Source organism: Bradyrhizobium sp. TM102 (assembly GCF_009176685.1).
GTDB lineage: Bacteria > Pseudomonadota > Alphaproteobacteria > Rhizobiales > Xanthobacteraceae > Bradyrhizobium > Bradyrhizobium ottawaense.
In genome coordinates this window covers 2,558,530-2,584,548 of sequence record NZ_AP021855.1, presented here as the reverse complement: position 1 = coordinate 2,584,548, position 26,019 = coordinate 2,558,530, and the positions used below count along the sequence as shown (strand labels likewise).

The window sequence follows — 26,019 nt, the reverse complement described above, 5'->3', positions numbered from 1 at the left end:
TAGCCGTTGTGAGGCAGGGGGAAGCTTCCCCCGCGGTCACGCCGCAGCAATCGGCATCACGATCGTGACCCGGGTGCCGCCCTCCCCCGCCTCGCCCTGCAGCCGCGCATGGATGCTGCGTGCGAGCCCTTCGAGAATCCGGCTACCGGTGCCCTGGAGCGGACCGGTCGCGCCGATGCCGTTGTCGGCCACCGTGCAGAGCCAGGCGCCGCCGCGCCGGGCCAGGCCGATGCGGATCAACGCACCATTCTTGCTCGGGAAAGCATGCTTTGCCGCATTCGTGACCAGCTCCGTCAGCATCAGCGCGAGCCGATGACGCTGCGCCGCCGGCAATGAGCCGCTTTCGATCGCAGCCTCGCAGCGGATACCTGCCGGTTCCAGCACAGCCTCGGAGATCGCCTCGCACAGGCTTTCGAAGAAGGCCGCTGTGGAGACGACCGGCAGATCGTCATGATCAGACAAGAGTTGATAGAGCCTGCCGAAGGCGACGATGCGCCGCTCGAGCCGGTCCACCGCCAGCGACATATCGCCCCTGCCCGCGCGCGTGAAATCGCGACGGACTGACGCACCCAGCAGCGTCAGCGTGTTCTTCATGCGATGGTGGGATTCCCGCAGCACGAGCTCCCAATCACGCGACTGATCATCGAGACCAGGTACAAATTGAGATCGAACGACGTGGTCGTTCGGCCGAGCGCCGATCGCGGACATCATAGCCTCCCGTTGAAAATTGCGTCTAACTCGAAGGCCATACTGGATGCTGTTTGCGCCCGTTGCTCGTTAGACGTTGCAAGATTCTGTTATGATCACCGTCGCGACGACCGAGATCCAGATCCGCCATCGCGGTCCAGCGCATTGCCGGATTGTCCCGATCGCTCGCTAGACCATTCGCGTTTAAGTTAGATTTGCGACGCTCCTCGCGCATCGGCCGATTGCGATGATCGCCACGCGATTTCGCCACTTTCAGCCAGTTTACTGGACGTCTCGTTCTGTTAGACCAAGACTGCACTTCAGCATTTTCACTGGAATTATTGGCCCGTGCCGGACACTAACGAGCAAGATTCGGTCATTGCCTTCGGACCATTCCGCTTGTTCGCGAAGTCGCGGCTGCTCGAGAAGGACGGCGTCCCGCTTCACCTCGGCGGCCGTGCGCTCGACATCCTCATTTTTCTCGCCGAGCGTGCGGGTGAGGTCGTTGACAAGCGGGAGCTGATCAAGCGCATCTGGGCCGACGTGAATGTCGACGAAGGCAGCCTGCGTTTCCACATCACGACGTTGCGCAAGGCCTTGAACGACAAGGCCTTGAACGATGCCGGCGAAGGCTCCCGCTACGTGATCAACGTCCCCGGACGCGGCTATTGCTTCGCGGCCCCGCTGCTCCGGGCTGCGCCTTCGGAGAGCCGGACCAGCCCGCCCGACGCTTCGCTCCGCTCGCTGCCCGCGCCGCTCGCGAAGATGATCGGGCGGGACGATGCGGTCGAGAAGATCTCGGCCGAGCTTGCCCAGCATCGCTTCGTCACAATCGTCGGCCCGGGCGGGATCGGCAAGACGTCGGTGGCACTTGCCGTCGCGCATCGCGAGCTTGCCGGCTTCGATGACCAGGTGTGCTTCGTCGATTTCGGCGCGTTGACGGATGTCCGGCTGGTTCCCGGCACGATTGCGGCCGCACTGGGCCTGACCGTCAACGCCGACGATCCCGTGCCGAGCCTGCTGACGGTCCTGCGCAGCCGGCGCATGCTGCTGGTGTTCGACAGTTGCGAGCATATCCTCGATGAGCTCGCCCCTCTGGCCGAGCGCATGGTCCGCGAGGCGCCGAAGCTGCATATTCTGGCCACCAGCCGCGAATCCTTTCGCACCGAAGGTGAGCGCGTCCACCGGCTGTTTCCGCTGGATTGCCCGCCGCAGCGCGAAGGCCTCGGCATCGCCGACATCCTTGCCTATCCCGCAAGCCAGCTCTTCGTGGAACGCATTGCCGAGAGCCTGAGCGAATTCGAGCTCACCGAGGAGGATGCGCCGCTCGTTGCCGAGATCTGCCGGCGGCTGGACGGCATTGCCCTGGCAATCGAGCTCGCGGCCGGACGCGTCAACGCCTATGGCATTGCCGGGACCGCATCGCTGCTGGACAGCCGCTTCTCGCTGCTGTGGCGGGGACGGCGCACCGCGATTCCGCGGCACCAGACCCTGAGCGCAGCGCTTGCCTGGAGCTACGATTTGCTGCCGCCGGCCGAGAGCGCGACCCTGCGCGGCTTGTCGGTATTCGTCGGGCCGTTCACGCTGGAAGCCGCGCTTGCGGTCGCATCCTGCCAGGGCATCAGCGAGGGCGAAGGTGTGGAAGCCATTTCGAACCTGCTCTCCAAATCCCTGATCGCGACCTCGCCGGCGGAGCGGCGGTTGCGCTATCGCCTGCTCGACACCACCCGGGCCTTCATGGCGGACAAGCTCGTCGAGAATGGCGAAGCGGACCGCGTCGCGCGCGCCCACGCCGAATATTTCCGCGATTTCCTGCGCGACATTGCGCTGAAATCCACGGGCATGCAGAGCGCGGGCGGCTTCCTTCCCTATGCCGACCATGTGCCCAATGTCCGGGCCGCGCTGACCTTCAGCTTTTCGGACGGCGGCGACCGGACGATCGGCGTGGATCTGGCGGCCTCGGCGGCGCAGTTCTTCCTCGAACTGACATTGCTGACGGAATGCTACCGATGGACCCAGCAGGCGCTGGCGTCCCTCGACACCAGCGCGGTGGACAGCCGTCAGGAAATGACCTTGCAGGCCGCGCTCGGCGTCTCCGTGATGTTCACGCGAGGCAATACGGAAGCGGTCCGGTCGGCCTTCACGCGCAGTCTCGAGCTCGCCCGGCAGCTCAATGACCTGCACTGGCAGCTCTGGCTGCTGCGCGGATTGCACATCTACCTGACCAGGGTCGGAGATTTCCACGGTGCGCTCGGGACCGGCGAACAGGGCGAGGACGTTGCGCGCAAACTGAATGATTCCGCCGCCACGCTGAACGTGGATTGGATGCTCGGCGTCGCGCATCATCTGATCGGCAACCAGGACAAGGCGGTTCGGTTCTGCGAAAGCGCGATGGTGCACAATCCCGGCTCGCAACGGCTGAATATCGGGCATCTCGGCTATGACGACCGCATCGTCGCGCTGGTTGCGCTGGCGCGCGGGCTCTGGCTCACGGGCCGGCCCGAGCGAGCGGTCGAGGTGGCCAGATACACCGTTCGCGAGGCCGAGTTGCTCGAGCAGCCGCTCACCCTCGGCATCTCCCTGATCTGGACGATCTATGTGTTCCTCTGGGTCGGCGACTGGGCCAGTGCCGAAATCCTGATCGAGCGGCTGATCGACCATTCCGCGCGGCACTTCCTCGGCCCCTATCACGCGGTCGGCATCGGCCAGAAGGGCGAGCTGCTGCTGCGCCGGGGCGACGTCGCGGGGGGTATCGAGCACCTCCGCCGCAGTCAGGCTACGTTGTACGCCACACGGCACCGCATCATGACAACGGTGTTCGCGACGGCGCTCGCGGAGGGTCTCGCCTCCCAGAACCAGCCCGACGAGGCCTTGCAGACGATCAACGAGGCGATCGCCCAGATTCCCGATCATGGCGAATCCTTCGACATGCCAGAGATGCTCAGGATCAAGGGTGACATCCTCGCCGGGTCGGGCAACGCTGTGGAGGCCGAGAGTACCTTGCGCAGATCGCTCGATCTGTCCCGGCGTCAATCCGCGGTCGGCTGGGAGCTTCGCGGGGCGATCAGCCTCGCCCGCATCTGGGAGCAGGCCGGCAAGGCCGCTGACGTCCGCGCTTTGCTCAACCCCCTCGTTGCGCGCTACCAGGAGGGCCTCCAGACCCGCGATCTGATCGCTGCCAGGGAGCTGCTGGGCACCCTGAATTGAGAGTATCTTCAACGAGATACTGCCATGCTGCCCGCTCGCAACTCCTAACAACTTCTAACACGCCAAGCCGCATGCGCCCCGCCATGGTGGAGACACTGCACGGTGGATGTGGCGGGACATGGCGCTTCTTGACGATGTAATCGATGCCAGCGGCGGAATGGCCCGCTGGAACAGCTTGAGCCGGTTCACGCTCCACCTTTCCGTTGGCGGGACGCTGTTCTCCAGTGCCGGCCATGCCCGGGAATTCAAGGATGTGACCGCTGAAGGCTCGACCCGGACGCAATCGGTGCGCTTCACCGGCATCACCGGGGGTGAGCACTCCGGCTCCTTTCAACCGGATGCGATCACGATCGAGAGCCTGGATGGTGAGGTCCTGCGGTCCTGGCGTGACCCGAGCCTTGCATTCTCCGAGGTCGATCCACCTGCGCTTGCCGATGAACTGCATCTCGTCTTCTTCTGCGGCGTCGCGATCTGGAGTTATCTGACGATTCCATTCCTGCTTGCCCACCCCGATGTCGTGATCGAGGAGCTGTCGCCCTGGCAGGAGAATGCCGAAACCTGGCGGCGGCTGCGGGCACGATTCCCGGCTCACCTGATGACGCTCGCGCCCGAGCAGATATTCTATTTCGACGAGAGCGCCCTGCAGCGGCGGACAGATCACGATCTCTTCGGGATGAAGGTCGCACATTCTTCCTGGGCTCATGACAACTTCGGCGGCATCCTGGTGCCGACACTTCGGCGCGCGCAGACATTGCGGCCCGATGGAACCGTGATTGCCAAGCCGGTGCTGATGGACGTCGAGATCTTCGACGCCGTCTTCGAATAGCGGCGACACCTGATATCGCCGCTCTCAACGTCTAACATTACATAACGAGCCAACGGCCCGCCTCGAGCGCAGATTGGGTTCGCGAGCAACGCACGACGTGCTCGAACGAAACCCGGGCGACGCATCCACAAGCGTGGAATGCGTCGCAGCACTTTCCGCAAACCCTCGCGCCACGTGCAAGAGCAATGACATGAGCATTCCAGCCACACTCGCCCTCTCGGCCGCAATGGCCTGCGCCGTCGTGCAAGCCTCAGCGCAGGAATTGCGCTCGAGCCGGCGCTCGATCAGCTATCACAGCGTCGATGTTCGTGACCTCAAGATATTCTACCGCGAAGCTGGGCCAGCCGACGCCCCGACCGTGCTGCTGCTGCACGGCTTTCCGTCCTCGTCGCGGATGTGGGAGCCCCTGCTGCCGCTGCTCGCCGACAAATATCACGTGATCGCACCGGACTATCCCGGCTTCGGCAACAGCAGCGCGCCGCCGCCGTCCGATTTCACCTATACGTTCGACAACATCGCCGGCGTGATGAACGAGCTTACGGTGAAGCTCGGTCTTGGCAACTACGTCCTGTTCATGCAGGACTATGGCGGCCCGGTCGGCTTCCGCATGGCGCTGGCGCATCCCGAACGTGTCCGCGGGATCATCATCCAGAATGCCGTGTCGCACGAGCAGGGCTTGAGCCCGCTCTGGGAGGCGCGTCGCAGATATTGGGCCGATCCGGCCCACGAGCTCGAGGCGCTCAAGGCCAATTTCACCTCGCTGGCGGCAACGCGCCAGCGGCATCTCGGCTCCAGCCCGCACCCCGAACGCTACGACCCCGATAGCTGGACCGACGAATACGCCTTCCTGACCCGTCCGGGACAGGCCGAGATCCAGACCACGCTGTTCCTGGATTACCGGACCAACGTCGCCTCCTATCCGGAATGGCAGGAATGGTTGCGCAAGACCCGGCCGCCAACGCTGGTGGTCTGGGGCAAATACGATCCGTCCTTCGCGGTCGCCGGCGCGTCGGCCTATCGCGACGACGTTCCGGATGCGCAGGTTCACATCCTGGAAGCGGGCCATTTCGCGCTGGATGAAGCCACCGACGAAATCGCTGCGCTCGTTCGCGGCTTCCTTGCGCGACTGGACGGGCACAAGGGCTGACAGCAACCCGCGGGGCGGATCGCTACGGAGGCGCCGCCGCTGTTCGGCTTGATCAGGGGGAAGGCGGATTCAGCATGAGCCGTGCGGCCTTGAGATCGGCGGTCTCGAACCCTTCGGAGAACCGCGTGTACGTCTTGGCGAGCTGTTCGCGCGGATCTCGTACACCCTGCCGCTCGCGTAGCCGCGCCAGCGACATCTCGGTGCGCAGCCGCCAGGACAGCGCGCCCTGTTGCTCGGCGAGCTCTGCCGACGCAACAAGGCTGGCCTCGGCCGCGTCGAGCTTTCCGCTCTGCGCCTCGAGCTCTCCGCGCAGACGGAGCAGCTCCGGCATGTCGAAGGCGCCGCCTTCCTGCTCGACGCGGTCGATGGTTTCGTGAAGGACCTGAGCGCCTTCCGCCAAGCGCCCCAACGAGACCAGTCCGGAAGACAGATCCGCGGCGAACGCCGACATATAGAGCTCGTAGCGATCCGCGTGCAGACGCGGAAGCGCGCTCCGCAACAGGTCGATGCCGCCAATGGCCTCGCCGTGGGCAATCATGGTCTGCGCCCGAAAGCCGGTCGCAACGGCTTCGTAGGGGACGAGCCCGTGCATGCCCGCATGCGTGGCCAGCCGAGCGCTCATGGTCTCGACGGCGGACCAGTCGCCGACCCAACCGAACACCGAGGCGGACCAGCACAGCGCGATACAATGCATGACCACGTCGCGCGGCGCTGATGCGCCGACGAGCGGGAGGACGCATTCGAGCGCGCGATCGGGATAGCCGCGCAGCCACAACACGCGCGCGAGCGGAATTTGCGGCGTACGCGAATAGGCGAAATGTCCCGGTTGGGTGCCCCGCAGCGCGGCGTCGTCGCGCATGCCCTCGTCGAGATGAGCTTGCGCCTCGGCCTGGTCGCCGGCGAGGTGATAGGACACGCCGAGAAGCGCCTTGCTGCCCGCAATGCCCGCGGTATCGCCGATCAGGCGCGCGATCCGCTCGGCGTGACGCGCTGTCGGCACCAGATGCCGGTAGCCGCCGGTCCGGCGGTAGAACATGTTCAGTCGCGACAGCAGCCTGAACGTGTTGGCATGGTCGCCGAGCGCCTGCGCGATCTCCAGCCCGCGCCTGAGCGCCGCTTCCGCCTGCTCGCTGTTGCGCTCGGTGAACATGAAGGCGTGGCCGAGCGTCGACTGGAGCTCGAGCTCCCATCGGCCGCCACGATCGGCGTCGTCGAGCATCGCGAGTGCGCGATCGGACCAGATGCGCGCCTCGTTCAGCAAATTGAGCTCGACGAACAGCCCCGTGCAACTGCCGGCAAGCGGCACGCGCAAATCGGCGCCGTCATCATGGGCGTAGCTCCAGGCCAGCGCCGCGCGGGAATCGGCGAGCAGACCCGCGCGCTCCTGCGAGCGGGACACCTGGCCGCTGCCGCCCTGCGCCGTCAGGCCGGCTTCGAGCGTGCGTTGAACGTAACAGGCGTGACGGCGCGCGATAGTGTTGGCCTCACCGCCATCCGCCAGCTTCTGCATGGCATAGGCACGCGTGGCATCCAGCAGGCGATAGCGCCGCGATGCGCCGTCCGGCTGCGAGGACACCAGCGACTTGGCCACGAGCTGCTCCAGCGCCTCGATGACGCGATCCTCCGGCGTTGCCTCCTCGGCCGCCACCGCTATGGCGCCCTTCAGGGTGAAGTGACCTGCGAAGACGGCGAGCCGCAGAAACACGATGCGCTCGTTCTCGCCGATCAGGCCGAAACTCCAGTCGAGCGTGGCACCGAGCGTCTGCTGCCGCGGCGGCGCCGTTCGCCGCCCGCGCCATTCGAGCTGCAGACGGCTGTCGAGCAGCGCCGCCATCTCGCGCAGCCCGTAGAGACCGACGCGCGCGGCGGCAAGTTCGATCGCGAGCGCGATGCCATCGAGCTTGCCGCAGATCTGCACCAGGACTTCGGCATCCTCGTCGGTGAGGTCGTCGCGATGCCCCGCCGCACTGGCGCGGTCGACGAACAGGCGCGCCGCCGGATAATTCAGCACCTCGCCGGCGCTGAGGCGTGTGCCTTGCGGCGGGCCGGGCAGCGGAGCAAGCTCGAAAACCTGCTCGCCCGCCACCGACAGCAGCTCGCGGCTGGTGGCGAGGATGGCGACGCCGGGCGCCTCGCGGTGGATGTCTTCCGCGAGACGTGCGACCGCGTCGATGACGTGCTCACAGCTATCGAGAACGAGAAGCAGCCGCCGCCCGCGCAGGAAATTGACGATGCTGCCGCTCGGATCGTTGTGATGCACGACGAGGCCCAGCGCGGCGGCAACCGTGCTCGCTACCAATGCGGCATCCTTCAGCGGACCGAATTCGAGGAAATGGACGTTGCCCTCGAACCTATCATACAGGTCATGCGCGAGCGCGACCGCAATGGTGGTCTTGCCGATGCCGCCTGGCCCGCGCAGCGTGACGAAGCGATCGCGGAGCAAGCGCGGCGCCAATTCGGCCACGATTTCGTCCCGCCCGACCATCCGGTCCAGGCGATGCGGCAGAGACGGCGACGGCGTCACCCTTTCGGCCGGCCGCGACGTGAGCGCAGGCGGCTCAGCGCGTGGGCCACGCTGCACCGGCGCGACGAAGCAATAACCCCGGCTCGGGATGTTGGTGATGTAGCGGACACCGTCCTTGCCGTCGCCGAGCACCTTGCGCAGCTCCGCGACATGAACCCGCAAGGAGATCTCCTCGACGGAGAGTCCGGACCACGCGAAGCCGAGAATCTCGTTCTTTGGCACCACCTCGCCGGCTCGGCTGACGAGCAGGCGCAAAATATCCATCGCGCGGCTGCCGAGCTTGACCGGCACGCCGTCCTTCTCCAGCAGCCGCGAGCGCAGCGAGAACGGCCCGAACGAGACGGCATCGAGATCTGGGATCGGTCCGGCGCCGCCGCTGCGGGGGCCATGTCCTGCCGTGAGGTCGGTCACATCTTGCTCATCTTGACGGCGGCTTCCTCGAAACACGCAGGGACTATACCCGGCACCGATGCGAGGTCCAGCGAACGCCCTGTGCGGATCTCACACCGGCACGTCGATCCCCACGCGATCCTCCTTGAGGTCCCCTCAAACAGCGGCAGCCGGGCAAATCTCCGACAAATTGGACTTGATCAAACGACTGCGGCGGGCTGTCGCACCTGGTGCACGCGCACAAAATCTAACAGATCCTAATCACCACTAACGGGCGTCCTGGCCAGCTCACGCCTATCCTCCGAGTATGGAAAGCATTGGGTTTGCGCGTTTGCCGGTCGTTGCAAACCGCGGCAAAGCCAGGAGAGGACGAGCGATGTCGAACAATTTGCACGCGGCCCATGCCTGGATCGATTTTCCAGCCGGCTCGCGGGATCACGAGGTTCTTCGCCCGACGCAGGTGATCGCCCGGGAGAGCCAATGGCGTCAGATCGATCGCGCTCCGGACGCCGCGACCCAGGACATCACGATCTCGCGATGGGAGGACACGCGGAGCAGCTCGTCGCACGAGACGACGACGCCGGACGATCGCTATTTCATCGGCATCGCCCTGAAGACCACGCGCGCGAAGCTGACACGGGACCGCCAGATCATTTTCGACGGCACCATGCCTGCGGGGACGCTCTATGTCACCGCTCCGTCGAAATCTCTCGGCGTGCAATTCCAGTCGCCATGCGCCTTCCTGCACGTCCACATCTCCACGGATCATCTTCCGGCCCATGTCGTTGCGACTGACGGGCTCAATGATCTCGTGCTGCTCCGCGATCCGCTCGCGGCCGAACTTGCCAAGGCGCTGATCGAGCAGAGTGATGCCAAAGACCGGCATTTCACGCAGTGCATCGGCCGGACCCTGGCGATGCATCTCACCCGGATGGAGTTGCCGCGCGTCAGGGTCAACGCCTTGCCGAAATGGCGGCTGCGGCGTGTCGAGCAATATATCGCCGATCATTTCCACCGCGGCATCAGCCTGTCCGAGCTCGCCAATGTCGCCGGCCTGTCCCGGATGCACTTTGCGGCACAATTCCGCGCAGCGACGGGTTACCGCCCCCGCGAATATCTGCTCAATCACAGGACCGAGCAGGCGAAGACGCTGCTTGCAACCACCGAGCGGCCATTGGCGGAGATCGCTCTTGCCGTGGGCTTCAGCACGCAGGCGCATTTCTCGACCGTGTTCAAGCGCATCAGCGGCGAGTCACCGGCACGCTGGCGCCTCGCCAGCAGGGGTGAGCGGCTCGAGGTCGAAGCGCCGCCGCGGCGCCGCCCTTCCCCGCAGATCGGCTGGATCGCCAGCGCCGCGGCGTAGTGCAGCGTCGGGCGCACGTGAGGGCTACACCGGATCGAATGCGCGGATCGGCGGCAGATTGCCGGTGAACTTCTCCACCTCGACCACCGTCAGCTGCCCGGTGCAGCCTTGCGCGAACGACGAGGTCCCGATGTCGCGGGTGAGCACGTTCGGATTGCCGTGAACGCAGAGCGGCGCCTCGTCTTTGGGGTCCATCGGATCGTACCAGGCGCCGGTCGGAAGCTGCACCACGCCGGGCGCGATGCCGTCGGTGACGTGGACCGCGGCGAGGCACGCACCGCGATCGTTGAACAGGCGGATGATGTCGCCGTCCTTGATGCCACGCGCGTTCGCATCGCGCGGGTTCATCCGCGCGACCTCGCGGCCGCGATGTTTGGCGGCAAGCGAGTGCCCGCCGAAATCGAGCTGGCTGTGCAGGCGCGTCACCGGCTGGTTGGCGACGAGGAAGCACGGCGCCCCTGGCTTGGGCATGTCGGTCTTGTCGAGCCACACCGGATGTCCCGGACAATCCGCATCGTTGTGCCCGGCGATCTTGGCCGAAAATATCTCGATGCGCCCGCTCGGCGTCGGCAGCGCGTGATTGACGGGATCCTCATGGAAGCGGCGCAGCCGGCCGCCGTCATCGGGCTGCTGCGGCACGACCAGGCTGCCGCGCGCCCAGAACTCGTCGAAGCGAGGGGCCTCCAGGCCGCGCTTGGCGAGCGAGGCGCGGGTCGGCTCGTAGAGATGCTCCAGCCATTGCCGCGAGGTGCGGCCCTCGGTGAAGGGTTCGCGGGCCCCCAAACGGTCGGCGAGATCGGCGAAGATATCGTAATCGTCGCGCGCAAGGCCGAACGGCTCGGCGATCTGGTGCATGGCGACCATCAAGGGATCGTTGGTGGAATAGCCGATGTCCTCGCGCTCGAGCGTCATCGTCGACGGCAGCACGATGTCGGCATGCCGGGCGGTGGCGGTCCAGGCAAGCTCATGCACGACGAACGTATCGAGTTTCGCAAAAGCCTTGCGCAGGCGGTTGATATCCTGGTGGTGATGGAAGGGATTGCCGCCGGCCCAGTAGACCATGCGGATGTCCGGATAGGTCCGCGTCTCGCCATTGTAGCGATAGGTGCTGCCCGGCTTGAGCAGCATGTCGGCGATGCGCGCCACGGGAATGAAATCGGCGACGCCGTTGCGGCCCTGGCCCAGCGTCGGCCCCGGCACGTCGTTGACGCGGCGGCCGTAATAGCCGATCGCTCCGAGCGAATAGGCGTATCCGCCGCCGGGAAGGCCGATCTGGCCGAGCGCCGCCGCCAGCACCATGCCCATCCACACCGGCTGCTCGCCATGCTCGGCGCGCTGCAGCGAATGCGAGACGGTGATCAGCGCGCGCTTTCCGGCGAGCCGGCGCGCGAGCTTGCGGATCGTATCCGCCTCGACGCCTGAGATCGCGGCGGCCCATTCGGCATGCTTGGCCTGCCCGTCGCTCTCGCCAGTGAGGTAGCGCAGGAAGACCGGCCAACCCTCGGTGTAACGATCGAGGAAGGCCTGATCGTGCAGACCTTCGCTGACCAGCGTGTGAACGATGCCGAGCATCAGCGCGGTATCGGTGCCGGGCACGCAGCTCATCCATTCGGCACCGGCTTCCACCGGCAGATCGTCACGCAGCGGGCTGACCAGGATGAAGTCGCAGCCGCGCCGGCTCGCCGCTGCCATCGCGCCGCGCTCGACGTGCTTGCTGATGGAGCCGCCGGCCACCATTGAGTTCTTCAGCGCCATGCCGCCGAAGGCCAGCACGATGTCGGTGGTCTCGGCGATCTGCTCCCAGGTGACATTGCGCTTGGTGATGTCCTCGTAACCCGCCAGAATCTGCGGCAGCAGCACCGAGGACGCGCCGGAGGAATAGGTGTTGACCGAGCGCACATAGCCGCCCATCGCGATGTTGAGGAAGCGATGCACCTGGCTCTGGGCGTGATGAAAGCGGCCGGCGCTCGACCAGCCATAGGAGCCGCCGAACACGGCGCCAGGCCCTCGCGTATCGCGGATGCGCGACAGCTCGTCGCCGAGGAGGTCAAGCGCCTTCTCCCAGCTCACGGAGACGAATTCGTCGCGGCCGCGGCGATCGTCGGGGCCCGGCCCGCGCTCGAGCCAGCCGCGGCGGATCGCCGGCTGGGAAATGCGCGCCTGATGGCGGAGCGCGCCGGGGAAATTGTCGATGATGCCGTTCGGATCGGGGTCGCCCGCATAAGCCCTGACCTCCAGCCCGGCCGCGCCCTGACGCGCGGAAAACACGCCCCAATGCGAGGTGTGCGGCTTGAAGCCATCCGACAGGTCGAGACCGGGATCGGGGAAGCCAATCGTATCGTCCATCATCTGATCCTTGTTCCGGCGTCGGCCTGCAATCGGGGTGGTACTATACCGATCCAATCCGGACGTCGTCGAGATCAGCGTTGACGGGAACGCTGGGCTGCCCCGCGGTGCTGGCTCTTGGCGTTAACCGCGGCGGCTAGGCGCTGGCTCGCACGCGCTGCAGCAGGCGTGCGGCGGCTACCAGATCCTGCGTTTCAAAGCCTTCGGTGAATTCGCCGTAAAGGGGAGCCAGCAATCGGACGGCTTTCGGCCTGCGGCCCGTCGCGATCCAGTGCGCGGCAAGATCGGTGGCGATCCGCAACTCGAAGGTCACCGCCCCGATGGCGCGCGCTTCGGCGAGCGCCTGCTGCAGCCGCTTTTCGGCACGCAGCGGCTCCCCTTCCTGCAGTAGAACCGATGCCTCGACCCGCTGAAGTTCCGAGCGGCACCAGCGCTCGCCCTGACGCTCCTGGTGGTCGATCGCCCGCGTGATGGCCGCACGCGCCTCCGCGATTCGCCCCTGCCGCAGATGGGCGCGCGCGAGGACCGCCAGATAGCTGCCGATCCGCATCAGAAAGCGGCATTCGATCAGTTCGTCGATCGCGGCTCGAATATCCTCCACCGCCTGCCGATCGCCACGCAGATCGCGAAGGCAGGCGGAGAAATAGTGCTCGACGGGAACCCAACGCGAGATCCGCTCCCGTTGCAGATTGCGCCTCAGCCGCTCCGTATAGGTCTCGAGCGCGGTCAGGTTTCCGGTCTCGAGCGAGACCGGGAGCGCGGCGAGCCCGAGCGCATTCGACTGGGATACCCAATGACCGCTGCGATCCGCGGCGTCGACGGCGTCGCGCGCGAGCCTTGCCGCATAGTCGGGCTGCCCTTGCATCCACGCAACGAAGGGCAAATTGAAACGCACGGTGATGAACCGATAGACCTCGTTCGCATCCTTGCGCGAACGTCCGGCGGCGAGCGAATAGGTCGCCGCGAGGCGATCGAGGACCGGGCGGCTCTTGCTCAATTCGCCGGCAAAGGCGCGGGCCCAGGCCAATGCCCGATCGGCTTCGGACGTTGCCGTCAGGTTGCGGTCCCGCTCGGCGAGCTCCGTGGCCTCCTCGAGATAGGCGATGGCGCGCGGGACCTGGCCGATCTGCAGCAGGTAAAAGGCAAATCCCACCAGCGCGCGCTGCTGATACTCGACGTTACCCGAGCGCCTTGCAAAGGCGATCGCATCGAGCCAGGCAACCTCGTTTTCGTTCGACATCTTGCGTGCGTAGAACAGGCTCCATCCGAGGGCACAGGCGAGCTTTGCCTTCGACAGGTCGTCGCATTCCACAATCTTGGCCAATGCGAGCGCCTGCTTCAACCGCGCCTGCGCTTCCGACAGGATGGAGGTTTCCGACCACAAGGTGATCGCCGCGACCGTGAGCCTGATTCCGAGGACAGGGTCTCCCGCCTCGCCGAATGCCCAAGACAGAGCAGCCCTCAAGTCCGCGATACGGCCAAGGTAGCGATGCGTCCAATCAGCCGGCTCGCGCCAGTTCCACTCCTCCTCGGACTGCTCGAACAGCGCGAGGACGCGCAACGCATGACGGTGCAGGGCATGGCCGCAGGCGGGATCGGCCTGGCGCCGCTCGGCCGCGTAGCGCCGTGTGCTGTCGAGCAGTCGATAGCGAAGGCCCGGTCCCCTCGTCTGCGCGCTTACAAGCGATTTGGCGACGAGACTGCCGAGGCCGGTGACGACGTCGACCGGAGTGAGCCCGGCGGCCTCCGCCACGAAAGCCGCGTCCTCGACCTCGAACGCGTCGCTGAACACCGACAGCAAGCTGAACAGCACGGCTTCCTTCTGCGACAACAGCCTGAAGCTCCAATCGATCGTCGCCATGAGGGTTTCGTGACGCGGCGGTGCGCCCTCGGTGCCGGGGGCGCGAAAACCCAGATTCTGATCAAGCAGCGTCACCAATTCGCGAGGATTGAATGCGCCGATCTGGGCCGCCGCCAATTCGATCGCCAGCGGAAGACCGTCGAGCGAATGGCAGATCGAGGCGACAGCCTCGCAATCGCCGTCGATGAACTGGTAGTCCGACCATTCGGCGGCGCGGCGGACGAACAGCTGGACCGCCGGAAACCTGACGGCCTGATCGACCGTCAAGTCGAGACCGGACCTCGGTGAGGGCAGCGAACCAAGCCGCACGACGTGTTCGGTGGCCGTCCCAAGCGGTTCGCGGCTCGTGGCCAGTAGCCTGGACGGCGAGGTGTCCGCCAGGAACCTGCCGGCAAAGATCGTGGCAGCCGGCAGCACATGCTCGCAATTGTCGAGAATGAGCAGCATCTGCCGTGGTCGCAGATAATCGAGGACCGCAGCCAGGCTGTTGTCCGGATTGCCCCTGATGCCCAGCGCCGTGACCAGCGCCGCGCCGAACAGCGTCGGATCGGAGATCGTGGCGAGATCGACGAAGCAGGCGCCGTCCCGGCATTGTGGCGCGAAAAGCCGTGCTGCCGCAGCGGCGACCGTGGTCTTGCCGACCCCGCCTGGGCCGGCCAGCGTGACGTGCCTCGTATTGGTCAACACATCGGCAATGTCGGCGATGTCGGCCTCGCGACCGACGATCCCCCGCAACAAGGGCGGCCCGGACAAGGCGACCGGCTGAGCGAGTGCCGGATCGTCCTCGATCTCGCCAATGCTGGTTTGCACCTGCGCGATGAACTTGTAGCCACGCCGCGCCACGGTCGCGATGTAGACCGGCTCGATCTGGGTATCACCCAGCGAGCGACGCAAGCTCCACATGTTGACCTTCAGATTGCTGTCGTGAAGGAAGGTGCCCGGCCAGGCGGCCGCCATCAGCTCATCCTTGCTGACGAGTTCGCCGCCACGCTGCACCAGCAGCTGCAAGAGTTCGAATGCCCGCCCGCCCAGTTTGACGGGGCGCCCGTCGAGCAGGAGCAGCTGGCGGCGGGGAATCAGCCGAAACGGCCCGAAGGAGAATGTGAGTTCCTGTCGGCCTACGCTCCGCTGCAGTGTCTCGGTGACAGCCCGCATTGACCATTGCCAGTCGATCGAAGAGATCGCCAGCAAATTATCATGCACTGCGAAAGTGTTGAATAGCGCCCTTTTGAATTAGCACGATTGCGGCGGGCATTTCGCCGCAGGACATGCGCGAGAACACCGCGTGTGCGGAATTCCGATCATTTCCTGGGCACGTCGAGGATCGCCATCCGCATGACCTCGACGCCGCCTTCGGCAAGCTCCGGAAGCTTGGCGAACCATTCCTGGACGTAAGCAGTGGCGTTATGCGCGTCGAAATCGGCCTGGCTCGCGAAGACCTCGTAGAAGATGAAGCGGCCAGGTTTGGCGCGGTCCTCCTGGAGAAAATAGACCAGGTTCTTGGGATCGCTGCGGACCTTGGCAATCAGCGGCAGGGTGGCTGCGCGCAGCGCATCTTCCTTCCCGGGCCTTGCTCGCACCTGCGCCACGACCGAATAGGCGCCTTCCGGAATCTCCTGGTAGTGCACGCGCGGCGCTTCCTGAGCGACGGCCGAGGACGCCGCCATGGATAGCGAGACCGCGAGAAGCAGGACAGCCGGCGACTGACGGACGAGGATTGGCATGATGAATTCCTTCACATTGTGGTCGTGAACGCTTCACTGGACGAGCAGGCTGTCGGCACAGATCCCGCGGCCCCGTCGCCCGGGGACTTGCGGATCAGCGTGTGACTGTCTGCTGCCGTTTCGCCAGGGCCTCGCTGAAACGCTTCTTGACGGGGCCGAGCGCCTTGACGAACTCGAGCTGCTCGCCTTCGGGACCCTTGCAATAGATCAGCTCCCAGCCGTTCGAGGGCTCCTCGGTCACTCGGTTGGTGTTGGCGCTCTGAGGTGCGGCTTTGCGTGCAGCCTCGGTCATGACCCGGACCGTGCGGTTCGCCCTCACCTGCGTCATGCCGCGTCGCGCAGATTCGGCTTCGAGATCGGCGATGAATTTGTTGAAGTCGACGTCGTCGCGAACATAGAAGCAGATGTGCATCATGCGCGGAAAGGCGGGGCTCATGTGCTCCAGCGGTTCGGCAAAGCTCTTCGAACTGCCCATGGGCTGGTCGGCCTCGCGATATTGCAGCAGCTCGAGCACCATGTTGTCGAACTGGATGAAGCGGACGTCGAGCCTCTGAGCTCCGCTGCGCAGATCCGGGACGCCGATCGTCCGTGGATTGACCCCGCGCGCATTCGCCTCGATCTCCTGGTCGGCCAGCAGCGTGTTCTGCACCCCGTCGCCCTGGAAGTCGCCATGACGGAAAACCTCTGTGCCGCCCAGCACGCCCGTGTAGAACTCGTAGGCCCGCTCCATGTTCTGGACCGTCAGCCCGAAGTGCTGGACGCCCTGGAGCCGCACGCCAAGCGGCGCCTCGTTGCGCTCGGCTGAGGACATGCTGTCGGCGCCTCCTGTCGCTGCAGCCGCATCCGTCGCCGTACCGCCGACCACGAGGCCCGTGACGACGGCTGCTCCGGCAGTCCGAAGCATGGTGCGGCGGCCCATGCCGGCGGCGTTGTGTGCTTGATCTGTCATGTCTTTCTCCTTGGTCGCTGGTTGACTTGGCGTGTGTCATCCTTCGGTCGAGGCCTCGCTCGACCGGATGAACCTGCCGCGCCCTCAAGCGGCTCAATCGGCCGCCGGAAGCGGAGCTGCGGGATTGACGAGCCCCGCCGAGCGGAGCTCGCGCCAGAAATCGGCGGGTATGGCTTCCTCGACGGCGGCGCGATCTTCAGCGATGCGGCTCGGACGGCTCGCACCTGGAATGACGGCAGCGACGACTGGATTTGCCAGCGCGAACTGCAAGCCGGCCGCCTTCATGCTGATCCCGTAGCGATCGGCGATTGCCTTGATCCGCGCCACCTTGCCGAGAATCTGTGGAGGCGCCGGCGCATATTCGAAATTCGGCCCGCCGACGAGCGCGCCCGAACTGTAGGGGCCGCCGACGATGATCGCGAGTTCATGTTCCGCAACCATCGGCATCACCCGCTGCAGCGCGCGGGCATGGTCGAGAAGTGTGTAGCGGCCCGCGAGCAGGAAGCCGTCGGGGCGCGGATCTTCGAGCGCGAGCAGCAGCTCGACCGGTTCGACCCGGTTGACGCCGAGCCCCCAGGCCTTGATCACGCCCTCGTCGCGCAACCGGTCAAGCGTCCTGAACGCACCCTTGCGCGCGCCTTCGAACACCGCCAGCCACTCGTCGCCGTAGAAATCCTGCGCGACATCATGCACGAAGACGATATCGACATGGTCGGTGCCCAGCCGCTTCAGGCTGTCTTCGATGGAGCGCAACGTCGCGTCGCCGGAATAGTCGTTCACGATTTTGTTCGGGCGTCCATGTTGGAAGACGCCGGCCTTTTCGCCGAGCTCGCGGACGCCGGCGTCCTCGGTTTCGTCGAGGATGAGGCGGCCGACCTTGGTGCTGATCACATAGTCGCCACGCGGCCGAGCGGCGAGCGCGGCACCCATACGGATCTCCGCGAGCCCTGCGCCATAGAAAGGCGCAGTGTCGAAATATCGGATGCCGTCGTCCCAGGCCGCGTTCACCGTCGCCAGCGCTTCCTGCTCCGGGATATCGCGAAACATGTTGCCGAGCGGCGCCGCGCCGAAACCCAGTTTTCCCGGCAAAATATCCTTCAGGGTCATGTTGCGAGTCCTTTGTGTGTGACAGGCAAGACCAGTCCGTGCGCGGCGCGGTCGATCTCAGTCGGCTGCGGACGTATCCGCGCTTCTGATGAAGGCCGCGACCTCGCGCGGATGCGACAGCATCACCGCGTGGCTGCTTTTGATCTCCGTCACCTTCGCACCCGAGCGCTTGGCCATGGTGCGCAGTAAGCTCGGAGGGATAATGTGATCCTCCATCGTCACCATGTAATAGGTCGGCTTCGTCTTCCAGGCCACGCGCTCGACCTTGGTCTGCACCGCCTGCAATCCAAACGGCAATTGCGCCGCAGCCATGAAGCTGGTCGTGGCCGGGTCGACACCGGCGGCGAAGGAGGTCGGGAATTTATCGCGCTCGACGAAGAGATAATTGCCTTCAGTGACCAAGGGACCCTTGTGCTCGCCGGGCGGCACGGGTGCTTCCGACAGCGTGCTGACCGACTCCCCGACATCGGGAGCATATGCCGCGAGATAGACCAGGCTGCGAACCTTCGGATTGTCGCCGGCTTCGGTGATGACCATTCCACCATAGGAGTGACCGACGAGAATGACCGGATGCCGCGCCTTGGCGATCACGCGTTCGGTCTCCGCGACATCGTCTCGCAGCGAGATCGTCGGCTGCTGGACGACGAGCACTTCATAGCCGGCCTTCGAGAGGATGTCGTAGGTGTCCTTCCAGCCCGATCCGTCGACGAAGGCGCCATGGACGAGGACGATGGAGACGGGCCTCTCGGCCGCGACCGCGGCAGAGGCCGTTGCGATCGACATTGCAGCAAGCGTAAAGATAAGCGACTTCATAACAGGCTCCGATCCTCGATACGGCGGCATTGCCGTTGACGAGCCTTTCACTAGAGCAGGCGAGCACTGCGGTATTTCCGATTCCTGCGCGATGACGGACGCATCTTGCTCATTCACGGCATGATCGAATTTAGGAGGCTCGTGGGGCGTATCGCCAAGTCTTTGCGCTGCTTGCCTTTTACCTCTTTTAACCGGGCTGCCTCTGGACTTCGCTCTTACCGCTTGTGAGAAATTCCCATCGGCGTGGCAGCAGCCGGGGCTGCAGCTCTACACCGGATGGAATGATCGCTCGCTTGCGATACGGGGCCGGGAGTCGTCGTAACGAAGCGGAGGTCCTGATGGCGCTCGTGACGCATGGAGATCAGAAATACCAGAACAGCGAGAAGCTCGCGGAGACCAGCAACTGGTCCGCACTGAGCATCGAACATCGGAAATTCGAGGCGGGACGGCAGCAAACGCCCGTTCCCGTTTGCACCGAGCTCGTCATGCTCGTGTCGGGCGGCGGCATGGTGTGCCGGGCCGGCAATGGCGAAGTCCAGAAGAGCCTCGCCCGGCCGGGCATGAGCTACCTGGTGCCCGTCGGAACGCAGGAAAGCCATCTCGAGCTTTCGGACCGGATGGAATGTCTGCATCTCTACCTGCCGCCGGCGCTGCTGGACCAGAGTGCCCTCGCCGACTTCGACATCGATCCGGCAAAGGTCGAAATTGCCTATGCTCACGGTCTGGCAGACCAGGTGCTCTTCCACATCTGCTCGCCGCTGCGTGACCTGCTCCATCGTCCCCGCCAGCGGACCGATGCGCTGTTCGTGGAAGGAATTCAGGTGGCGCTCGCGGCTCATCTTCTCGGACATTATACGATCGACCGCTGGCGCCCGCCGGAAAAGTCGCCCTCGCTCGATCCACGACGGCTGCAGCGCGTGCTGGATTATATCGAGACCTCCCTGGGCCTCGACATCAGGCTCGAGGAGCTGGCGGCGCAGGCCTGCCTCAGCCCCTATCATTTTTCCCGGCTGTTTCGCGAGGCGACCGGACTGTCCCCGCATCGCTACGTCACCGATCGCCGCGTCCAGGCCGCCCGGCAGGAGCTCGCGCGCAACCGTTTGGCCCTGGTCGAGATTGCACTGGAGTTCGGCTTCGGCTCGCAGGCCAATTTCACGCGCGTGTTCCGCAAGGCCGCGAGTCTCACGCCGGGACAATATCGTGAATTGTGCTGCGGCCAGCCCGACATGAAAGCCGATCGCGCCGATCCATTCCGCAGGGATTGCGCATGATGCCGCAGGATTCGGAAATACTGCGCCTCGCCATGAGGCGATGCTGCCGTGCCGACCAGATCCGCCAGAGGGACATATCGACATGATCGAGCTCACAGTGAACGGGATCAAGCGCCAGGTTGACGTCGTTCCCGAGATGCCGCTGCTCTGGGTGTTGCGCGACGAGCTCGGCATCACGAGTCCCAAATATGGCTGCGGGGTCGCGCAATGCGGTGCCTGCACCGTCCACATCGACGGAAAGGCCGTGCGGTCCTGCCAGTCGCATATCGGCGAGATCGCCGGCAGGTCGATCGTCACGCTCGAAGGGTTGGCCAACAGGGACCAGCACCCGGTGTTGCAGGCCTGGATCGAACATCAGGTCCCGCAATGCGGCTACTGCCAGACCGGGCAGATCATGCAGGCGATCTCGCTGCTCTCGAAGATCCCCAAACCGACGGACGAGCAGATCAATCAGGTGATGTCCGGCAATCTCTGCCGCTGCGGCACCTATCCGCGCATTCGCGCTGCGATCCACGCGGCTGCCGCGCACAAGATGGCGGAGAAGTGAGATGGGCCACATGCAGAGCCTTTCGCGTCGCGCCTTCGTTTTCGGCTCCGCCGCGCTCGCCGGCGGCATCGCCTTCGGTGCTTACAGCAATGCCGAAGCTGCGGCGCCGGCTGCCGATGGCAATCCGTTGGCTGCCGGCCTCGGCCCGAACGCCGTGACCTTCAATCCCTGGGTGGAGATCAGTCCGGACAAGATCACGCTGATCGCCCAGCACGCCGACATCGGTCAGGGCGTCGGCTCGGTGCAGCCGATCATGATCGCCGAGGAGATGGACCTCGATCCCGGGCAGTTCGAAGTTCGCTTCGCTGGTCCCAGTCCCGCCTATTTCAACACCGGGTTCAAGGAAGAGCTGGCGCCGTTCCTCGCCTCGGATCAGAGCCCCGCGGCCGAAGCGGGTCGCGCCGCGGCGCTCGAAGGTCTTCGGAAGTCCGGCCTGCAGATGACGGGCGGCTCGAGCACGATCCCTGACACCTATGAGAAGCTGCGCATGGCCGGCGCGGTCGCGCGCGAAACGTTGAAGGCCGCGGCCGCCAAACGTTCGGGCGTCGCGGTGGCCGACATCCGTACCCAATCCGGGCACGTGATCCTCCCCGATGGCACGAAAATTCCCTACGTCGAGCTCGCGGCAGACGCCGCCAAGATTCCCCCGGTGCTCGATGCGCAGACGCGCGATCCCTCCACCTGGCGCATGATTGGCAAGCCAATGATGCGCCTTGATGTGCGCGCCAAGGTTCTGGGCGAGCTGAGGTTCGGCATCGACATGAAGATGGAGGGCATGCTGTACGCCTCCGTCAAGCTGAACCCCAACAAGGGGCAACCGCTGAAATCTCATGACGCGGCCAAGGCGCAATCGATGCCGGGGGTCAAGAAGATCCTCGAAATCAAGAATGGCGTTGCGGTGATTGCCACGAACAGCTGGTACGCGATGAAGGCAGTCGATGCCATCGCGTGCGAGTGGGCGCCCTCGGTCTATCCCGCCGAGCAGGCCGACCATTGGAAGGTTCTGGAATCCTCGTTCAAGCCGGAGTTCCTGGGCAAGGAATGGCGCAAGATCGGCGATGTCGAAGCTGGCCTGAGGACGGGAAAGCGCATCGAGGCCGAGTATCGCGCGCCCTATGTCGCGCATCAGCCGCTCGAGCCGCTCAACGGGATCGGCCTCGTCACCGACAAGGGGATGGAGATCTGGGTCGGCCACCAGAGCCCTCAATTCGTACAGTATGTCGCGGCGACCGCGATCGGCCTGAAGCAGCCGGAACAGGTCACCTTCCACAATCAGTGGACCGGTGGGAGTTTTGGCCACCGCCTCGAATACGAGAACGTCCGTGTGCTTGCCGAGATCGCGAACCAGATGCGCGGCACGCCGATCAAGCTGGTGTTCTCGCGCGAGGAGGATTTCCTCCAGGACATTCCGCGGCAGATTGCGATCGCCCGGCACAGAGGGAGCATCGACAAGGGCAAGATCGTCGCGGCCGATCTGCAATTGGCCTCGACGGCACCGCTCAAGGGACTGCTCGAACGTTCGGGTGCCCCCTCGAAGGATCCCGACGCTCAATTGGCGGCCGGCCTCTGGAACGTCTACTACGACATCCCTAATTTCCGGGCCACGACTTACGAGGCGCAAGGACTGTCGCCGAGCACGACGTGGCGGTCGGTCGGCGCCTCTACCGCCGGCTTCTTCACCGAGAGCTTCATCGACGAGTTGATCCATGCCGCGGGCCTCGATCCGATGAAAGCGCGGATCGCGATGTGCGCCGTGCCGACTTACCGCAAGCTGCTGGAGAGGGTCGCGGAGATGTCGGATTGGAAGGGACCGCTCGGCAAGGGCAGAGGCCGGGGCGTCGCATTCGTCGAGTCCTTCGGGACGCCGGCGGCCGAAGTCGTCGAGGTGACGGCGACGGACCGAGGCATCAAGATCGACAGGGTCTGGGTCGCCGTCGACGTCGGCAAGGTCATCGATCCCGTTAATTTCGAGAACCAGGTGCAAGGCGGCGTCGTCTGGGGGCTCGGCCATGCCATCAATTGCGAGCTCACTTACGCAAAGGGCGCGGTGCAGCAGACCAATTACAACCATCACGAAGCCATGCGGATCTACCAATGTCCCGTCATCGAGGTCCGCGGGCTCGAGAACGATCCCAAAGTGAGAGGTGTCGGCGAGCCACCCGTTCCACCTGCCGCCCCCGCGCTCGCCAATGCGATCTTCGCAGCGACCGGAAAGCGCATCCGCGAAATGCCGTTCAACAAGTTCATCGATTTCGTGTGAGGCAAGCCATGAACAGGTCTCTGATCGCCGTCGTTCTCGCCGCCTCATCAATCGCCGTCCTCACCGGGATCGTCGCGGCCAAGGACGAGACCGCCAGGCCTGCGCTGCCGACCGGCAGCGTCAGCCGCGCCGAGGGACTGGCGGCCTGGAAGCGGATCGAAGCCGTGGTGACCCATCCGCGTTGCGCCAACTGCCACGTCGATGCCAAGGCGATCCCGATATGGACGCCGGCGGGCGAAACCAAGCCGCGCGTGCACGGGATGAACATCCACGGCGGAGCGAGCCGCATCGGCACGGAGGCGATCCCCTGCTCGACCTGTCACATGACCTCCACCCAGGCGAACGAACCGGCCCCGGCGCCGCCGCGCGCCGGCATCGACTGGCAGCTCGCCCCAGTGGCCTTCATCTGGTTCGGCAAGAGTGGCGCTGAGATTTGCGCGCAAATGAAGGATCCCAAGCGCAACGGCGGTCGCGACGCCGCCGGCCTCGTCGACCATTTGCGGCACGACGCTTCGTTGAACGGTTTCATTCCTCGTGGCTGGGCACCGGGAGCCGGCCGCTCGACGCCGCCCGGCACCTTCGAGGACCACGTCAAGGACATGGCGATGTGGGGAGCGGCGGGGCAACCCTGTCCGAATTGACGGTTTCGTTGCTTGCGGCATCGATGACGCGAGCGTGATGACGCCGGAGGAGCGCTATAAATAGTGGCGCCTGCCGCCAAGGACGGCATCACTCACCTGCGCAGCAATCCACCAACAGCTGCCAGATCCGCTGCGCCTCGCGTCTCTCGTGGCTCTCCGTCACCTTATCGGCGCCGGACTGACCATAGCCGGCGATGGTGCGCGCTTCACGCGGCGCGATCCACCGTTCCGAGATCGGGTCGTACCATTTTCCGATGTTCATCTCAGTCACGGCGATCGACTCACAAATTTTCCAACCGTCGAGCGATGCACCTCCCGCGGCCTCATGCGGACCATTCGGCGGCGCGTCGCTCAATTTACCAATCGGCGGCGCGTGTGTTGGTTCCAGTCGCTGCATCATCCCGGCCGGGCCGGATGAAGCGTACGCGGGTGCCGCTCGTGCAACAGCCGCGCGAGCTCCTCGCGCTCGGGCTCGCGCCCCTTCATGGCCGTCTCGAACAGCGCTTCCTGGATGTCGCGAGGCATGTCGCCCCACACGTCCATCGCCGCGCGGCCGAGCAAGCCCGCAAGATGATCAATTCCGTCGCTCATTCGGCCCTCCTGGTCTGCACACAGGAATGGAACAGCTGCGGCCGCGCAGCGTTCCAGTGTCATCATTGTGAAAAGGAGGCGTCTTTTATGGGATTCTTCACCAAGGACATCAAATCGATGGAAGACCTGCTGCTGCACGGGTTGCAGGACATCTATTACGCGGAGCAGCAGATCCTGAAGGCGCTGCCGAAGATGATCGACAAGGCGACCAACAGGGATCTCGTCGCCGGCCTGAAGGCTCATCTGGACGAGACCAACAAGCAGGTGGAACGGCTCAACAAGGTGTTCGCCAAGCTCGACAAGGAGCCCAGCGGCACGCAGTGCCCCGCCATCGACGGCCTCATCGAGGAAGCCGACGCGACCGCCGGCGAGATCGAGGACAAGGCCGTGCTCGATGCCGCGATCGTGGCCAACGCGCAGGCCGTCGAGCACTACGAGATGTGCCGCTACGGCACGCTGATCGCCTGGGCGCAGGAGCTCGGCCACGACGACATCGTGCGCTTCCTCACGACCAATTTGAACGAAGAGAAGGCCGCCAACACCAAGCTGAACACGGTGGCGCTCCGCAAGGGCGTCAACGCCAAGGCGTCCAACGCCGCCTGATCGATCTGCTGGCCAGGACGTGGCGGCCCGGCCTCCGGCGCCGCCACGATCCTCGTGCTCTCAAGACGCTGACGAGGCACCTTCAATCAGATGAACGGCTTCCCGCCGGTGACGGCCAAGGTGGCCCCCGAGGTGAAGCTCGATAGCGGATCGGCCAGCATGACATAGGCGGTCGCGAGCTCGGCCGGCTGGCCCGCGCGCTGCATCGGGACCTGCTTGCCGAAATTCTTGACCCTTTCCTCCGACATCGTCGACGGGATCAGCGGCGTCCAGATCGGCCCCGGAGCAACGGCGTTGACCCGAATGCCCTTCTCGGCCAGCATCTGCGCCAGCCCACCCGTGAAATTCTGGATGGCGCCCTTGGTCGTGGCGTAAGCCAGCAAGGTCGGATTCGGCATGTCGGAGTTCACCGACGCCGTGTTGATGATCGCAGCGCCCGGCCGCATGTGAGGCACGGCGGCCTTGGTCAGATAGAACATGGCGTGGATGTTGGTCTCGAACGTGCGCTGCCACTCCTCGTCGCTGATGTCGGCGATGTCCTTGAACGTGGCCTGGTGGGCGGCATTGTTGACGAGGATATCGATCCCACCGAGCTCCTCGACCGTGCGACGCATGATGGACCGGCAGTGCTCGGGATTGCTGATGTCGCCGGGAATCAGGATCGCCTTGCGTCCCGCTTGCTCTACCAGCGCCTTGACCTCGGCTGCATCCTCGTCCTCGTTCAGATAGGAGATGCCGATGTCCGCGCCCTCACGGGCATAGGCGATCGCGACCGCGCGGCCGATGCCGCTGTCACCACCGGTGATGAGCGCCTTCTTTCCGGCCAAACGTCCTGAGCCTCTGTAGCTCTCCTCGCCATGATCGGGGCGTGGATTCATCGCACCCGTCGAACCAGGCATCGGCTGCTGTTGCGAAGGATAAGGCGGCTTGGGGTATTCGATCATGGACAGCTCCAGCAATTCGCTCCGCTAACGGAGCCCCGCCCGAAGCGTTCCTGTGACAGCCTGTTGCACCGCGGAACCATTTGCGCCGCACCATTCAAAAATGAGACTGCCCGTCAAACCAAAGGAGGCGCTAACGGATGCACCGCATCCGACTTCGGTTAGCCTTCCCATCAAAGCCGCGGGCCTTTCGAGAGCCACGCGGCGACAAAAGACGACAC

Annotated in this window: 20 protein-coding genes; 9 read left to right on the top strand and 11 right to left on the bottom strand. The window is 64.9% G+C overall.

Annotated features, from left to right (window positions below):
- Positions 1–36: 36 nt before the first annotated feature.
- Positions 37–708: a sensor histidine kinase gene (locus GDN70_RS12100; RefSeq protein WP_028143739.1), complete on the bottom strand. Its 672-nt coding sequence runs from the start codon at positions 706–708 to the stop codon at positions 37–39.
- Between the two features lie 327 nt (positions 709–1,035).
- Between GDN70_RS12100 and GDN70_RS12095 the strand changes: the two genes are divergently transcribed.
- The 3 genes from GDN70_RS12095 to GDN70_RS12085 all read left to right on the top strand — a co-directional run bounded on the left by GDN70_RS12095 (position 1,036) and on the right by GDN70_RS12085 (position 5,867).
- Positions 1,036–3,894 carry a winged helix-turn-helix domain-containing protein gene (locus GDN70_RS12095; RefSeq protein ID WP_028143740.1) on the top strand — a complete coding sequence of 953 codons (2,859 nt, stop codon included), beginning with the start codon at positions 1,036–1,038 and terminating at the stop codon, positions 3,892–3,894.
- Between the two features lie 118 nt (positions 3,895–4,012).
- On the top strand, positions 4,013–4,720 hold the full coding sequence (locus GDN70_RS12090) for a hypothetical protein (protein WP_038949643.1): 708 nt from the start codon (positions 4,013–4,015) through the stop codon (positions 4,718–4,720).
- 190 nt (positions 4,721–4,910) lie between these two features.
- Positions 4,911–5,867 (top strand): alpha/beta fold hydrolase, encoded by a 957-nt coding sequence (locus GDN70_RS12085; RefSeq protein ID WP_038949644.1) that lies wholly within the window; start codon positions 4,911–4,913, stop codon positions 5,865–5,867.
- Between the two features lie 52 nt (positions 5,868–5,919).
- Here GDN70_RS12085 and GDN70_RS12080 read toward each other — a convergent pair whose 3' ends face one another.
- The gene (locus GDN70_RS12080) at positions 5,920–8,802 is read right to left on the bottom strand and encodes a winged helix-turn-helix domain-containing protein (protein WP_152102561.1); all 2,883 of its coding nucleotides are present in this window, start codon (positions 8,800–8,802) and stop codon (positions 5,920–5,922) included.
- A gap of 355 nt (positions 8,803–9,157) precedes the next feature.
- Here GDN70_RS12080 and GDN70_RS12075 point away from each other — a divergent pair, with 355 nt between their 5' ends.
- Complete coding sequence (locus GDN70_RS12075; RefSeq protein ID WP_038949646.1) at positions 9,158–10,144, top strand: helix-turn-helix domain-containing protein; 987 nt, start codon at positions 9,158–9,160, stop codon at positions 10,142–10,144.
- A 24-nt stretch (positions 10,145–10,168) separates the two neighbouring features.
- Here the strand turns inward: GDN70_RS12075 and GDN70_RS12070 are convergent, their stop codons facing one another.
- The 6 genes from GDN70_RS12070 to GDN70_RS12045 form a co-directional block, all read right to left on the bottom strand.
- Positions 10,169–12,490 carry a molybdopterin guanine dinucleotide-containing S/N-oxide reductase gene (locus tag GDN70_RS12070; RefSeq protein WP_038973236.1) on the bottom strand — a complete coding sequence of 774 codons (2,322 nt, stop codon included), beginning with the start codon at positions 12,488–12,490 and terminating at the stop codon, positions 10,169–10,171.
- Positions 12,491–12,626: 136 nt separating this feature from the next.
- Positions 12,627–15,506, bottom strand: a complete 2,880-nt coding sequence (locus tag GDN70_RS12065) for a winged helix-turn-helix domain-containing protein (protein WP_028143746.1) — start codon at positions 15,504–15,506, stop codon at positions 12,627–12,629.
- A gap of 146 nt (positions 15,507–15,652) precedes the next feature.
- Positions 15,653–16,075: a putative quinol monooxygenase gene (locus GDN70_RS12060; protein ID WP_038974495.1), complete on the bottom strand. Its 423-nt coding sequence runs from the start codon at positions 16,073–16,075 to the stop codon at positions 15,653–15,655.
- Positions 16,076–16,169: 94 nt separating this feature from the next.
- Positions 16,170–17,024, bottom strand: a complete 855-nt coding sequence (locus GDN70_RS12055) for a VOC family protein (protein WP_028143748.1) — start codon at positions 17,022–17,024, stop codon at positions 16,170–16,172.
- Positions 17,025–17,117: 93 nt separating this feature from the next.
- Positions 17,118–18,131, bottom strand: a complete 1,014-nt coding sequence (locus GDN70_RS12050; protein ID WP_028143749.1) for an aldo/keto reductase — start codon at positions 18,129–18,131, stop codon at positions 17,118–17,120.
- A gap of 57 nt (positions 18,132–18,188) precedes the next feature.
- Complete coding sequence (locus GDN70_RS12045) at positions 18,189–18,944, bottom strand: alpha/beta fold hydrolase (protein ID WP_240536509.1); 756 nt, start codon at positions 18,942–18,944, stop codon at positions 18,189–18,191.
- Positions 18,945–19,282: 338 nt separating this feature from the next.
- On the opposite strand from GDN70_RS12045, the gene GDN70_RS12040 reads away from it, so the two are divergent.
- The 4 genes from GDN70_RS12040 (at position 19,283) to GDN70_RS12025 (ending at position 23,663) form a co-directional block, all read left to right on the top strand.
- Positions 19,283–20,215, top strand: coding sequence for a helix-turn-helix domain-containing protein (locus GDN70_RS12040; protein ID WP_028143751.1), 933 nt, complete (start codon positions 19,283–19,285; stop codon positions 20,213–20,215).
- Between the two features lie 82 nt (positions 20,216–20,297).
- Positions 20,298–20,762 carry a (2Fe-2S)-binding protein gene (locus GDN70_RS12035; protein WP_152102560.1) on the top strand — a complete coding sequence of 155 codons (465 nt, stop codon included), beginning with the start codon at positions 20,298–20,300 and terminating at the stop codon, positions 20,760–20,762.
- A 10-nt stretch (positions 20,763–20,772) separates the two neighbouring features.
- Positions 20,773–23,022 (top strand): xanthine dehydrogenase family protein molybdopterin-binding subunit, encoded by a 2,250-nt coding sequence (locus GDN70_RS12030; protein ID WP_244625877.1) that lies wholly within the window; start codon positions 20,773–20,775, stop codon positions 23,020–23,022.
- An 8-nt stretch (positions 23,023–23,030) separates the two neighbouring features.
- Positions 23,031–23,663 (top strand): hypothetical protein, encoded by a 633-nt coding sequence (locus tag GDN70_RS12025; protein ID WP_028143754.1) that lies wholly within the window; start codon positions 23,031–23,033, stop codon positions 23,661–23,663.
- An 88-nt stretch (positions 23,664–23,751) separates the two neighbouring features.
- Here GDN70_RS12025 and GDN70_RS12020 read toward each other — a convergent pair whose 3' ends face one another.
- Both GDN70_RS12020 and GDN70_RS12015 read right to left on the bottom strand, forming a co-directional pair.
- Entirely contained in the window at positions 23,752–24,063 is a 312-nt protein-coding gene (locus tag GDN70_RS12020) for a hypothetical protein (protein WP_131233148.1), read from the bottom strand.
- Positions 24,060–24,254: a hypothetical protein gene (locus GDN70_RS12015; RefSeq protein WP_038973239.1), complete on the bottom strand. Its 195-nt coding sequence runs from the start codon at positions 24,252–24,254 to the stop codon at positions 24,060–24,062. The genes GDN70_RS12020 and GDN70_RS12015 overlap by 4 nt, the downstream gene beginning before the upstream one ends.
- Positions 24,255–24,341: 87 nt before the next feature.
- Here GDN70_RS12015 and GDN70_RS12010 point away from each other — a divergent pair, with 87 nt between their 5' ends.
- Entirely contained in the window at positions 24,342–24,857 is a 516-nt protein-coding gene (locus GDN70_RS12010; RefSeq protein WP_038973240.1) for a ferritin-like domain-containing protein, read from the top strand.
- 86 nt (positions 24,858–24,943) lie between these two features.
- On the opposite strand, the gene GDN70_RS12005 is transcribed toward GDN70_RS12010, so the two are convergent.
- The gene (locus tag GDN70_RS12005; protein ID WP_038949650.1) at positions 24,944–25,801 is read right to left on the bottom strand and encodes an SDR family oxidoreductase; all 858 of its coding nucleotides are present in this window, start codon (positions 25,799–25,801) and stop codon (positions 24,944–24,946) included.
- Positions 25,802–26,019: the final 218 nt, after the last annotated feature.

Bases quoted from the DNA above. Each gene is read 5' to 3' on its own strand.
- GDN70_RS12100 (WP_028143739.1), bottom strand. From the start codon at position 708: ATGTCCGCGATCGGCGCTCGGCCGAACGACCACGTCGTTCGATCTCAA.
- GDN70_RS12090 (WP_038949643.1), top strand. From the start codon at position 4,013: ATGGCGCTTCTTGACGATGTAATCGATGCCAGCGGCGGAATGGCCCGC.
- GDN70_RS12085 (WP_038949644.1), top strand. From the start codon at position 4,911: ATGAGCATTCCAGCCACACTCGCCCTCTCGGCCGCAATGGCCTGCGCC.
- GDN70_RS12075 (WP_038949646.1), top strand. From the start codon at position 9,158: ATGTCGAACAATTTGCACGCGGCCCATGCCTGGATCGATTTTCCAGCC.
- GDN70_RS12070 (WP_038973236.1), bottom strand. From the start codon at position 12,490: ATGGACGATACGATTGGCTTCCCCGATCCCGGTCTCGACCTGTCGGAT.
- GDN70_RS12065 (WP_028143746.1), bottom strand. From the start codon at position 15,506: ATGCGGGCTGTCACCGAGACACTGCAGCGGAGCGTAGGCCGACAGGAA.
- GDN70_RS12060 (WP_038974495.1), bottom strand. From the start codon at position 16,075: ATGCCAATCCTCGTCCGTCAGTCGCCGGCTGTCCTGCTTCTCGCGGTC.
- GDN70_RS12055 (WP_028143748.1), bottom strand. From the start codon at position 17,024: ATGACAGATCAAGCACACAACGCCGCCGGCATGGGCCGCCGCACCATG.
- GDN70_RS12050 (WP_028143749.1), bottom strand. From the start codon at position 18,131: ATGACCCTGAAGGATATTTTGCCGGGAAAACTGGGTTTCGGCGCGGCG.
- GDN70_RS12045 (WP_240536509.1), bottom strand. From the start codon at position 18,944: ATGAAGTCGCTTATCTTTACGCTTGCTGCAATGTCGATCGCAACGGCC.
- GDN70_RS12040 (WP_028143751.1), top strand. From the start codon at position 19,283: ATGGCGCTCGTGACGCATGGAGATCAGAAATACCAGAACAGCGAGAAG.
- GDN70_RS12035 (WP_152102560.1), top strand. From the start codon at position 20,298: ATGATCGAGCTCACAGTGAACGGGATCAAGCGCCAGGTTGACGTCGTT.
- GDN70_RS12030 (WP_244625877.1), top strand. From the start codon at position 20,773: ATGCAGAGCCTTTCGCGTCGCGCCTTCGTTTTCGGCTCCGCCGCGCTC.
- GDN70_RS12025 (WP_028143754.1), top strand. From the start codon at position 23,031: ATGAACAGGTCTCTGATCGCCGTCGTTCTCGCCGCCTCATCAATCGCC.
- GDN70_RS12020 (WP_131233148.1), bottom strand. From the start codon at position 24,063: ATGATGCAGCGACTGGAACCAACACACGCGCCGCCGATTGGTAAATTG.
- GDN70_RS12015 (WP_038973239.1), bottom strand. From the start codon at position 24,254: ATGAGCGACGGAATTGATCATCTTGCGGGCTTGCTCGGCCGCGCGGCG.
- GDN70_RS12010 (WP_038973240.1), top strand. From the start codon at position 24,342: ATGGGATTCTTCACCAAGGACATCAAATCGATGGAAGACCTGCTGCTG.
- GDN70_RS12005 (WP_038949650.1), bottom strand. From the start codon at position 25,801: ATGATCGAATACCCCAAGCCGCCTTATCCTTCGCAACAGCAGCCGATG.